The sequence below is a fragment of the Exiguobacterium sp. ZOR0005 genome, assembly GCF_000798975.1.
In the GTDB taxonomy this organism is placed as follows: domain Bacteria; phylum Bacillota; class Bacilli; order Exiguobacteriales; family Exiguobacteriaceae; genus Exiguobacterium; species Exiguobacterium aurantiacum.
Window position 1 is genome coordinate 1 of sequence record NZ_JTLB01000002.1, and the last position, 12,330, is coordinate 12,330.

The window sequence follows — 12,330 nt, forward strand, 5'->3', positions numbered from 1 at the left end:
AAGCGCTTCAGCGCCGAAAGTAGTTGGGGGTCTCCCCCTGTGAGGATAGGACGTTGCCAGGCAACATGAGACGATCGAGCGTTATGCTCGATCGTTTTTTTTGTATATGCTTATACATATATTAAACAATTGTTTTGATATTCCATCAGTTTACGAACATTAAGCATCTGATTTAAACGGAATGAACACAATTCTGAACTTTCTGAACATCCTCAATTGAATTGCACTTTCGAGCCATACCTGTTACCATTACAGAAATATTTCGAAACAAAGATTCGGGTCCGATAAGGAAAGGGGCAATCGATTTTTATGTGGGAAAACAAGTTTGCAAAAGAAGGATTAACATTTGATGATGTACTACTCGTGCCAAGATTCTCTAACGTCTTACCGCGGGATGTAAGCTTAAGCACAAAGCTTTGTGAGGGACTTGAACTGAACATTCCCGTCATTAGTGCAGGCATGGACACAGTAACCGAAGCTCCGATGGCCATCGCGATGGCCCGTCAAGGCGGACTAGGAGTCATCCATAAAAACATGTCCATGGAAATGCAAGCCGAGCACGTCGATCGCGTCAAACGCTCAGAGAACGGTGTCATCACGAATCCTTTCTATTTAACGCCAGAACGTCAAGTGTATGATGCAGAATACTTGATGAGCAAATATCGAATTTCCGGAGTCCCGATTGTTAATTCTGAGAGCGAGCGCAAGTTAATTGGAATTTTGACGAACCGTGACCTCCGTTTCATCAAAGATTATTCAACGGTGATTGAAGACGTCATGACGACGGAAAATCTAGTGACGGCAAAAGTTGGAACATCGCTTGAAGAAGCAGAACGCATCCTTCATCAGCATCGAATTGAAAAATTACCGCTTGTCGATGATGCAGGGATTTTAAAAGGTTTGATCACGACGAAAGATATCGAAAAAGTCGAACAGTTCCCACATGCTGCAAAAGATAAGCAAGGTCGTCTTCTTGTCGCTGCAGCCGTAGGTGTCACAGGCGATGCGGCGTCACGTGCTCAAATCCTTGTCGATGCAGGCGTCGATGCTCTCGTCGTCGATACGGCCCATGGCCACTCGGCAGGTGTTATTGAGAAAGTGAAAGAACTTCGTGACCTCTTCCCGACATTGCCGATCATCGCTGGAAACGTCGCGACTGCGGAAGCGACTCGCGCGTTGATTGAAGCTGGTGCCTCGGTCATCAAAGTCGGAATCGGCCCAGGTTCGATTTGTACGACACGAGTTGTCGCAGGTGTCGGCGTCCCACAAATCACGGCTGTCTATGACTGTGTCACAGAAGCGCGTGAACATGGTGTGACCGTCATCGCAGACGGCGGTATCAAGTACTCAGGTGATATCGTCAAGGCGATTGCTGCCGGCGCGCACGCTGTCATGCTTGGTAGCCTCTTGGCAGGTGTGAAAGAAAGCCCAGGCGAGATGGAAATTTACCAAGGCCGTCAGTTCAAGACGTATCGTGGTATGGGATCTGAAGCGTCGATGAAGCGTGGTAGCCAAGACCGGTACTTCCAAGAAGCCGATAAGAAATTCGTCCCAGAAGGCATCGAAGGACGCGTCGCATACCGTGGTGAACTGGCTGATACGGTTTACCAACTCATTGGCGGACTCCGCTCTGGAATGGGTTATTGCGGTGCGGCAGACATTCGTGCACTCCGTGAAGATACGCAGTTCATCCGGATGACGGGGGCCGGCCTCCAAGAGAGCCACCCGCACGATGTTCATATCACAAAAGAAGCACCAAACTACTCAAGATAACAAAAAAATCCGTTGCTCAGATGCGAGCAACGGATTTTTTTCATTTCTTCACAAGGATGACGGTTCCGCCTTGGTCTTGTGCAGGTAATTGTACAGTTACTTTTCCATCCTGCTGAACGACGTATGAGCGTCCGCTATAGCGATCGACGAGCACGGTCTTGTGCTTGTGCTTCGTTTGGAACGTGGCTTTTTGAGCCGTCTCTTTCGTGTTCAAGCCGACGACGACAGCTTGTTTTCCATATGTTCGTTCAAAGATGGAGTACCCTGTGTTCGATCCTCCGGCTACAACGGCACGTGTTCCTTTGCTAAACACTTTCGAGTAATCCGCGCGGATGTTGAGAAGTTTTTGATAATGCGTATGCATCGCTTTCCCTTCGCCCGTGACGCGTTTCCAGTCGAAGTCGTAACGGTTTTCGTTAAACTCGCCTTTGTCCATATCACCGGCATGTTTTCCAGATTGACCGACCTCTTCACCATAGTAGATGACAGGCTGGCCTTTTGCTGTCATTTGGAGCGAAGCGGCAACCATATGTTTTCCTTCGTCGCCGCCAGCACGGGAGACGAGGAAACCATCCTCATCATGACTAGAGAGAAATTGGCCGAGCGTCGCTTCATTCGACAGCTGCATGTTGCGATATTGAAGGGCGCTCTCGACCCCGTCGATATTCCCGTTCACGAAACTCTCCGCTTGATATTTGAAATCGAAATCGAGCAAGGAGTCCATCTGTCCACTGTGCAAATAGCCGCCTGTGTTGTTCACGCTCGCCCCGTAGTGCTCACCAATCATTTTGAAGTCCGGCTTGATGGCCGTCAACTCGTTTTTAAACGACTTCCACGTCGTCGAGTCGACGTGTTTGACCGTGTCGACCCGGAAGTAATCAATCGTGTTGCCTTTCTTCGTTTTCGAACGCTTGATCCAATCCGTTTGCCATTTGACGAGTTGGTCCCGGACGGCAGCTTCTTCTGTCTTGAAGTCCGGTAAGCCAGAAAGTGACATCTTCAAATCATCCCCGTCGACCGGATTCGAACGGATCATACCTTCAAATACTTGCCGCTCTTTATTCGACGGGAAATTCGTCGCTCCTGTCGATACCGCGCCAGGTTCCATCCCGTAGCCCGGATGATTCAAGACGACGTCGACCATAATTTTGATACCGCGTTCGTTCGCCGCGTCAATCAAACGATGGAACGCCGCCATGTCTCCGAGGTGTTCGTCGAGCTTCTCGAAGTTTTTCGCCCAATAGCCATGGTATCCATATTGAGAACCATCTTTCCCATAACGGAGATCCCAGTCGATGTTATCCACAATCGGCGTGATCCAAATCGTGTTGATCCCTAGCTTGTCGAGATAGTCGAGCTTTTTCGTGATGCCGGCGAAATCACCACCATGATACGATTCAGGGTGGTCCAAATCATAATACTCGCCGTTCGGATTGTTGTTCGTCTTGTCGCCGTCATAGAACCGGTCCGTCAACATAAAGTAAATCCGTGCCTCGTCCCAGTCGAATGCTTGTTTGTCTTTCATCGTGACCGGCCGGACGTTAACGGTCGTTGTTGTCATATGCACGTTGCCGTATTGATCGATCGCTTGAATCGTCAGTGTCTTATTACCAGGTTTCACGGAATCTTTAACCGCGATCGTCTGTTTGTTGAGCGCCGGGTCGATCGCCAATTTCGCCGGTCCGCCGAGTGGACGGGCGTCGATATACAGCTCACGCAACGCCACCCCTTTTGGTAACGTCGGTTTCACATGAACGACAGCGTTTTCTCGCGAGCTGATTGCTTTTGGTGAGACGGACGACGTCAACTTGACGTTCGGACGTTTGTATTCGACGCGTGAAGCTTCGAAGTAAGGATCTTTGACCTCGGTCGTCACGCCGTCTTTCGTCACGAGGAACGTATAGTCGTGTGTCCCTTCCGGTAGCTTGATTGTATGACGGAACCATTCGTTCTTCACTTCGTATGTCATCGGATACGTCGTCCCGTTCACTTTCAAGGCGACACGATCGACTTGATCGAGTGTACCTGCTTCGTACAATTCTTTATCCCGATAGAAGAACGTGATCTCGCCGTTTTCAAAGACAGGACCTTGAATCGTCGGCACTTGATGGAACGCGCCTTTGCCGCTCTCGACGACGACTTTCGTGATACGGTCAGTACCGAGTTTGACGTATCGATCTTCCCCGTACCCGTCTTTGACGGCCCAATCCGTGCCTTTACGAATGACGAAACCGACGTTCGTCGCGTCTTTTCCGACCGGGATACGGAAGATGGCACCGTCTTCGGTCACTTTGTATGGATCGACTTGTCCGTCTTTCGCACCGGTGCTCCACGTCCACAAGTTCCAATCCGTATAATTCCCGTCGGCACGTACGTACGTCATTTCGATATAACGCTGTGTCTTCCACGGGTCTGCTACTTCCGTGATCGTCTTGAACGAAGTCGTGAGGGCAGGGAGCGTCGTGTTCGACAGCTTTCCTGTAACGGCGCCTGCCGGAATCGTCGCCTCATACGTCTCGGCGAGCAAAAGCTTTTCTGTCGGGGTGACCGTGACCGTCGCGCCACTCGTTTCGACACGGAACGGCACAGCCGAATCTCCATTCATTAATCGAACTTGAGCAGCATCGACTGTGACCGGTTCATTGAACGTCCATGTAATCGGGGCATCAAGCGCGGCATCCGTCGATCGATTCGCCGGGACGACTGTTGTTACTTCGAGCTGACTGACCGTTTCGACACCGCTGAGCGTATAAGCGGGGCTGTATATCGATTGAACGGATGGCGTTGCCGCCACGTTCCAACTGTCCGCGAGCTTGTTGGCCGGATTGCTCGGGATCGTATCGAACGCCCCGTGTTCGCTGGCGTTATTCCCACTGAGGACGGTCAAGACCCGGAGTTGGTCGTTATTCGTCAAACCGAGCAACGACAACGGGATCTTTCCTTCAAACCCTTTCGTGCGGTCGAGGGCGAACGAAGCGCCGTTCAAGTTATTCAAATTCGCGAGCGGAATCGACTTGCCCGATTCATAGACCGCGGCTTCTTTTATCGCTGTGTCGCCATCGACGCGAAGTAAAATATGATACTGTGGTTTTTTATCGGTCTGATTGAAGTTGAACGGGTAACCGAGCGGGTTCGTGTTCACGCCGGAGTCCTCATCATTCACTTGAAGTGCGATGTTTATGTACTGCCCGTTGTCGCCCCAATTCGGAACGTTCTTTGCATCGACATAGAAATAAAGATGCTTGGCATCGTTTTGCATATAGAGGTCACCGAGGTCAAATCCTTGCCAGCCAGTAGTAGGGGACGTGGCGAGAGCCGGAACGTTTGCCCAATCGCTCTTTATTCCATCGATGGAAACGGCCGTAGGTTCCGCGAGTACGTTCACGGGAACGCCTGTTTGAATCAAGAGAACTGATGATAACAGAAGGGTCGACGTGCGGCGTGCAGTTTTATTCTTCATAGGACACCTCTTTCATGGATAAAATCATCTACAGGACAACAAAATAGGAAAATTGTGCAAACGGTTTCAAAAATAGTGTAGCTGATTATGTAAGCGCTAACAATATATTTTTGAAAAAGCATTAAAAAAAACACCTTCGGGACACGAAGGTGTTTAGAGTGGGGAGTAAGGGGTCTTATTGGCGAGACGACCTTTCACAATTAGACGTTCGGTCGCATCGAACGTGCAGGTGACGAGGGTGATGGTCGCTTCTGTCGTGTCATCGAGAACATCGACCCGGGTCGGAGGCACGGTCTCAAGCGACGTGACGACGTATTCGTACGTGGCAGTCAAATCGGTCACATAAACGTGCATCCCGGTTTCAATCTCATGGAGCGGGCCAAAGAGAGACGTTGGACTCTGCGTGTAATGCCCGGCCAGTGCATAATTACCTTTACCCATCTGTTGTGTCGGTCGCATCGTCCCGGCTCCGACGGCTAAGTTGTCTGCATCGAGACCGTAAAGGATCGGTAATTCTAAATCGATGTCTGGCACGAGAATCAATCCGATGGCCGGTAAATCATGAAATCGATTGCGCACGGAAATTAAATCATCCCACGACAGCGGTGTGACAGTCGCGAAGTCGAACTCGCCTTCTTCGGGATGCTGTAGTTGTTGTAACTGCAATCCTTCGGTGACCCGTTCACTGTTCGAGACGGCGACTTGGTCTTTCCACCACGAGTTGGATAACAGGAGAAGTCCGGAAAGTAGGAGGAGGATACCGATTCCATAACGTAAACGTCTCATGCACATGCCATCGACGGATTTAATCCGTTGATGTCCCTCCCTTCGTTATATTCCAACACGACATTAACCGTGCGACAGCAATCGGTAATACGGCTTCTGACAGAGCGGCGAATCCAAATAAAAATTGAGGGTTGCGATTTTGGGAACGGATGTAATAATCCTCCATTGCTTTAATCCGGATTCCCGCCGATTCAGCCATTCGTTGCAACGTTTCGGTCGAGTGAGGCGCATCGATTGAAAGGATGATATGCAGTCCGGCACTCGCCCCGGTAATGGAGACGGCCGGTTCGTATGGTTTAAACGCAGTTGCGACAATCTCAAGCTTGCGACGATACGTCTTGCGCATCCGGTTCAAGTGCTTTTCAAAATCCCCGTTCGCCATGAATTCAGCGAGCGTGTGCTGTTCGAACCGCGGGACGCTGCAAGTGAAATGTCGGTAGCGCTCACGATAACGATTCAACAACTGAGGCGGTAACACCATATACCCGATTCGAAGCGATGGCATGAGTGATTTGGAGAAGGTACTCAAATAGATGACCCGTTCATTTTGATCCATGCTTTGCAGCGACGGAATCGGTTTTCCACTGTACCGGAACTCGCTGTCATAATCGTCCTCGATGATATAAGTTTGATGTTCGAGCGCCCAGTTGAGAAGACGTTGCCTTCGGCTGACGGAGAGAATCGTCCCGGTCGGAAACTGGTGGGCTGGTGTCACATACACCGCATCAATCCTTTCAGGTTCGAGACGGTCAACGAGCAGACCGCTCTCGTCGACAGGAATGGGGACGTAATGCCGATTTTGATGTTCGAACAGCTGTTTCGTGAGCGGATAGCCTGGATCTTCAATCCCAAACGTTTTGGCGTCTGGCAACAAGTCGAGCAGTTGGGGTAACAATTGTTCGGTCCCGGAGCCGACGATGATTTGTTCGGGAGAGCAGTGTACACCGCGAGAATGATATAAATACGTCGCGATTTCTTGACGCAACACGTGATCTCCTTGGACAGGGCCGAGTGCGAGCAAATCACGGTTCTCTTCAGTGACAACTTGTTTTAGATGGCGTCGCCAACGCTCGAATGGGAACGCCGTCGTGTCGATTTGACTCGGATAAAGGTCAAACGTGTACGTTTTGTTTTGCGGGAGCGGTTTGATCGGATTATCGTTGCGGCGTACGTATAGTTCTTCTTGTGGCAATACATAGAACCCTTTACGCGGTACAGATTCGATATACCCTTCGGCGAGTAATTGGGCGTAAGCCAGTTCGACGGTCGTTTGTGAGACGTCGATGAAGTCGCTCAGTTTACGTTTGGAGGGAAGTTTTGCCCCGGTCGTGAGTGTGTCATCGACAATCGCATGGCGGATGTGTAAATAAAGCTGTTCATATAGTGGGGTGCTCGATTCAGAATCGAGCGCGAGTGTAAGCATATCCATTTTAAATCCCTTCCGTGGTCACCCGAAGAAGAAGTAGAGGGCAAAGCCGATCACGAGGAGAAGACCGACCAATCCAGGCTTACCGTAATAGGTACGATTTTGTGAATCGTCGCGTGGGTCCCATTGAGCCATATTCCATTCCTCCTTTTTCAGTCTTATGCATCCATTCGTGAATGGGGAAGTGAAGTCCTCTGTTTAAACTGACCACTTTAAAAATTGTTAAACTGACACTTTCAATATAGTCAAATCTCCCTATACTTACAAGTAGACTAGCTTATATGGAGGGGATTCATTTGGAAAAGAGACAAGTAGGTACAGATAAAGTAAAACGTGGGATGGCTGAAATGCAAAAGGGCGGCGTCATCATGGACGTCATCAACGCCGAACAGGCTAAAATTGCTGAGGCTGCCGGTGCGGTCGCAGTCATGGCGCTCGAGCGCGTTCCTTCAGATATTCGTAAAATGGGCGGTGTCGCTCGAATGGCTGACCCGACAATCATTGAAGATGTGATGGGAGCGGTATCCGTACCGGTTATGGCGAAGTGCCGCATTGGCCACATCGCTGAGGCGCGTGTCCTTGAATCGATGGGGGTCGATTTCATTGATGAGAGTGAAGTGTTGACGCCAGCGGATGAAGAGTTCCATTTGTACAAGCGTGATTACAAAGCGCCGTTCGTTTGTGGCGCTCGTGACCTCGGAGAGGCGTCACGCCGCATCGGTGAAGGTGCAGCTATGATCCGCACGAAAGGTGAGCCAGGGACGGGGAACATCGTCGAAGCGGTTCGCCATATGCGTACTGTTCAAGCACAAGTAAAACGCTTGCTCTCCATGAGCATCGATGAAGTGATGACCGAAGCCCGTGATCTCGGCGCGCCGTTTGAAGTGCTCATGCAAATCCGTGAGGCTGGACGCCTTCCAGTCGTCAACTTCGCGGCAGGTGGGATTGCCACGCCAGCAGATGCGGCGCTCATGATGCACCTCGGTGCGGATGGTGTCTTCGTCGGATCAGGCATTTTCAAGGCGGAGAACCCAGAGAAGTTCGCCCGTGCTATCGTCGAGGCGACGACATACCATGACGACTACGAGCGTATCGCTCATTTGTCAAAAGGTCTTGGTGAAGCGATGAAAGGCCTTGACGTGCGAACACTCAAAGAAGAAGAACTCATGGCACCACGAGGCTGGTAAGATGACTACGATTGGCGTGCTAGGTATGCAAGGAGCGATTCGCGAGCACGTGCGCATGCTCGAGGCGCTCGGGGCGGATACGCTCGTCGTCCGGTCGATTGACGACTTGGCTCATATTGACGGTCTCGTCTTACCGGGTGGAGAGAGTACGGCCATGCGCCGTCTGCTCGATCGCTACGGTCTACTCGAACCGTTGCGGACGAACACAGATTTGCCGATGTTCGGGACGTGTGCTGGCTTGATTTTGCTGGCGACAGAAGTCGAAGGCTACGATGCCCACCTTCGGAAAATCCCGATGACGGTGAAACGGAACGCGTTCGGACGTCAAGTCGACAGTTTTGAAGTCGAGCTTCCGGTGAAAGGGATCGAAGCGCCGGTCGAGGCGGTCTTCATTCGCGCCCCGCAAGTCGCAGCGGTCGAACCGATCGTCGAAGTGCTCGCCGAAGTGGAGGAAGCGATTGTCGCCGTACGCTATGACAAGTACGTCGCCTGTTCCTTCCACCCTGAACTTACAGAGGATTTGTCGATGCATCGTTACTTCCTTGATCTCGTGGAAGCGAAGAAGCATCAACTCACTTGATTGAAAGGTTCCCGGTTATAAATCGGGAGCCTTTTTCGCGCTTTTTTTTGCTACACTGTAACGAGACACGTATAGAAAGGGGCAAGACCGTGAAAGTGAGATGGATGATATGGTTGCTCATCGGAGCAATCGTTATGAATATAGCTTCTCCAGGGGTGGCAAAGGCTGCACCAGACATAGATGCGAGCGGTGCGATGCTCGTCGATTTGACGACAGGTCAAATTCTATTCTCCCAAGAGGAAGATGCGATGCTTCCGCCAGCATCGATTACAAAACTCATGACGGCTTTCCTCGTGCGTGAGGCGATTGAACAAGGTGAACTCAGTTGGAATGAGGAAGTGACGCCGAGCGCGGAAGCTCTCGCTTTAACAAAGAAACCAGGTCTGGCGCGAATCCCTCTCGTCAATAAACCGTACACCGTCAAGGAACTATATGATGTGGCATTGATTCGCTCAGCAAACGAGGCCGCCGTGACACTCGGGGAAGCGGTAGCGGGATCGGAAGAGTCGTTCGTCGCCTTGATGAATGAACGGGCAACGGCGCTTGGGATGACGCAGACGACGTTTGCCAACGCGTCCGGACTTGATTCTGTCTCTGCCGGACGACCGGGTGAGAACTTGACGTCCGCGAGTGATTTAATGAAATTGGCGCTCGCCTATTTAACGAAGTACCCAGACGTGCTTGACGTGACGAAACAGGCTTACGTTGACATTGACGGTGTGCGTTTCGAAGCGACAAACCGCATGCTTACCGGTCGCGATTTAGCTTATCCGGGTATGCTCGGCTTTAAGACAGGAACGACAGATGATGCGGGGTACTGCTTTATCGGTGTCTCGACAAGAGATGGCCGGACGGTCTTATCTGTCGTCCTAGGGGCAAAAACGGATGAGGGTCGATATACGGCCACGAAAGCGTTGCATGAATACGCTTATGGTGACTTTGTGATGACGCCGATTTTACGTACCGGTGAGCTCGTAGCGGAACAAGCTTTTGTGGCCGGGGGCGAAGTTGAACACGTATCGGTCCGAACGACGTCTGCTTTCGAAGTGCTCGTCGAAAAAGGACAACCGGTTCCGACGCTCGTCTATGATCTTCCGGATACGACTGCCCCGGTGTCGATCGACCAACAAATCGGTACCGTGACCGTCGAATTGTCCGATCATGTCCGGTATTTGGACGGTGAGCAACCTCCGAAAGGAATGCTCGTGACGGCAGAGGCGGTCGAGGAAGCGTCGTTTCTAACACGGATGACTCGTGCTTTTTCAGATTTTTTAGATGAGATTCGACTTGTGCTTGGAAAACTGAGTCTTGTCGATAGACTCGAGTTGTTGTAAAGTAAAATTAATTCAACGACAGATGCAATGATGGGGAAAAGTACGTTACAGTCATCTACTGACAGAGAGCTAGTGGTTGGTGCAAACTAGTGGGATGATGTAACTGAATCGGCCTCGGAGCATTGGCTTGGAAACAAGTCACGTTACGCACACGTTACGTGCATCGAGTGGCCTGAATTTCAGGCAACGAGGGTGGCAACGCGGATCCAAGGTGGTTCGTCCCTTTCCTACGGGAAAGGGGCGTGCCACCTTTTTTATGTGAAAAAGGAGGAAATAAGAATGTTAGACATTAAACGATTACGCCAAGACTTTGAAGAGATTAAAGCGAAGCTCGCCCACCGAGGTGAAGACTTGAGTGCGCTCGACCGTTTCCCGGAACTCGAGGAGAAACGACGGAACCTGATTAACGAAGTCGATGTGAAAAAAGCGAAACGAAACGAGGCGTCAAAACAAATCGCCGAATTGAAGCGCAATAAGCAGGATGCGGAAGCGCCGATTTTGGAGACGCGCCGGCTCGGGGATGAAATCAAATTGTTGGATGAAGACTTGCGTGAAGTGGAAGCGGAGTTGAACATGATTCTGCTCAGCATCCCGAACATCCCGCATGAATCAACGCCAATCGGTGAAACGGAAGACGACAACGTCACGATTCGTGAAGTCGGAACGAAACCGACATTTGATTTTGAAATGAAACAACATTGGGACGTGATGGAAGACTTGAAGATTGTTGACGTCGAGCGGGCCGGGAAAGTGACGGGCAGTCGTTTTGTCTTCTATAAAGGACTCGGTGCCCGTTTAGAGCGCGCCTTGATCAACTTTATGATGGACATGCATGCCGATGAGCATGGCTACTCAGAAGTCCTCCCGCCATATATGGTCAACCGCGATGCGATGACAGGGACAGGTCAACTTCCTAAATTCGAAGAAGATGCCTTCAAAGTGGCTGACACGAACTATTTCCTCGTTCCGACAGCGGAAGTGCCGGTCACGAACATGCACCGTGATGAGATCATCGCTGAGGACCAGCTTCCAATCACGTACACGGCGTACAGCGCTTGCTTCCGCTCAGAAGCCGGATCTGCCGGCCGCGATACACGCGGTCTCATTCGTCAGCACCAGTTCAATAAAGTCGAGCTCGTCCGTTTCGTGAAGCCAGAAGAGTCTTATGAGCAACTCGAGCTGTTGACGGGTCATGCGGAAGAAGTACTCAAACGTCTCGGTCTCCCGTACCAAGTGCTCAGCATGTGTACGGCCGACCTCGGGTTCACGGCCGCGAAGAAATACGATATCGAAGTGTGGATGCCGGCGCAAGGCATGTACCGCGAGATCTCATCTTGCTCAAACTTTGAAGATTTCCAAGCCCGTCGTGCGGGTATCCGTTTCCGTCGTGAAGCGAACGCGAAACCGGAGTTCGTGCATACACTCAACGGATCAGGACTTGCCGTCGGTCGGACTGTCGCCGCGATTTTGGAGAACTTCCAACAAGCGGACGGGTCGGTTATGATTCCGGAAGTACTCCGTCCATATATGGGTGGAATCGAAAAAATCGAGATGCCTGCCAAGTAAAAAGCTGTTCCGTCGATGCGATTTCGTGTCGGCGGATTTTTTTAATGTTTTTTCACAAAAGGGTTTGACATCTGTCCCGTCAGTTGGTACTATAAATCATGTCGAGCGAGATGATTGCTCACGAATTGTATATGAGCTTTGGAGGTGTACCCAAGTGGTTTAAGGGAACGGTCTTGAAAACCGTCAGGGGTGTAATAGCCTGCGTGGGTTCGAATCCC

8 protein-coding genes and 1 other annotated feature are annotated in these 12,330 nt (G+C 50.9%); of the genes, 5 read left to right on the forward strand and 3 right to left on the reverse strand.

The genetic code is table 11. The features are described 5' to 3' along the window. Positions 1–309 precede the first annotated feature (309 nt). Positions 310–1,773: an IMP dehydrogenase gene (gene guaB, locus L971_RS00105; protein ID WP_024372553.1), complete on the forward strand. Its 1,464-nt coding sequence runs from the start codon at positions 310–312 to the stop codon at positions 1,771–1,773. A gap of 40 nt (positions 1,774–1,813) precedes the next feature. Here guaB and L971_RS00110 read toward each other — a convergent pair whose 3' ends face one another. The 3 genes from L971_RS00110 to L971_RS00120 form a co-directional block, all read right to left on the reverse strand. Continuing rightward, complete coding sequence (locus L971_RS00110; protein ID WP_047373725.1) at positions 1,814–5,233, reverse strand: alpha-amylase family glycosyl hydrolase; 3,420 nt, start codon at positions 5,231–5,233, stop codon at positions 1,814–1,816. A gap of 153 nt (positions 5,234–5,386) precedes the next feature. Then, complete coding sequence (locus tag L971_RS00115; protein WP_047373728.1) at positions 5,387–6,019, reverse strand: class A sortase; 633 nt, start codon at positions 6,017–6,019, stop codon at positions 5,387–5,389. A 19-nt stretch (positions 6,020–6,038) separates the two neighbouring features. Continuing rightward, positions 6,039–7,448, reverse strand: coding sequence for a PLP-dependent aminotransferase family protein (locus tag L971_RS00120; RefSeq protein ID WP_024372551.1), 1,410 nt, complete (start codon positions 7,446–7,448; stop codon positions 6,039–6,041). Positions 7,449–7,726: 278 nt separating this feature from the next. On the opposite strand from L971_RS00120, the gene pdxS reads away from it, so the two are divergent. The 4 genes from pdxS to serS all read left to right on the forward strand — a co-directional run bounded on the left by pdxS (position 7,727) and on the right by serS (position 12,112). Next, positions 7,727–8,632, forward strand: a complete 906-nt coding sequence (gene pdxS / locus L971_RS00130) for a pyridoxal 5'-phosphate synthase lyase subunit PdxS (protein WP_029334009.1) — start codon at positions 7,727–7,729, stop codon at positions 8,630–8,632. Between the two features lies 1 nt (position 8,633). Continuing rightward, a complete protein-coding gene (gene pdxT, locus L971_RS00135) occupies positions 8,634–9,212 on the forward strand; it encodes a pyridoxal 5'-phosphate synthase glutaminase subunit PdxT (RefSeq protein ID WP_024372548.1) in 579 nt (192 codons plus the stop codon). Positions 9,213–9,346: 134 nt separating this feature from the next. After that, on the forward strand, positions 9,347–10,546 hold the full coding sequence (locus tag L971_RS00140; RefSeq protein WP_052200195.1) for a D-alanyl-D-alanine carboxypeptidase family protein: 1,200 nt from the start codon (positions 9,347–9,349) through the stop codon (positions 10,544–10,546). Positions 10,547–10,564: 18 nt separating this feature from the next. Beyond that, positions 10,565–10,773: a binding site (T-box leader), on the forward strand. A 52-nt stretch (positions 10,774–10,825) separates the two neighbouring features. Beyond that, positions 10,826–12,112, forward strand: coding sequence for a serine--tRNA ligase (serS, locus tag L971_RS00145; RefSeq protein WP_024372546.1), 1,287 nt, complete (start codon positions 10,826–10,828; stop codon positions 12,110–12,112). The last annotated feature ends 218 nt before the right edge of the window (positions 12,113–12,330 follow it).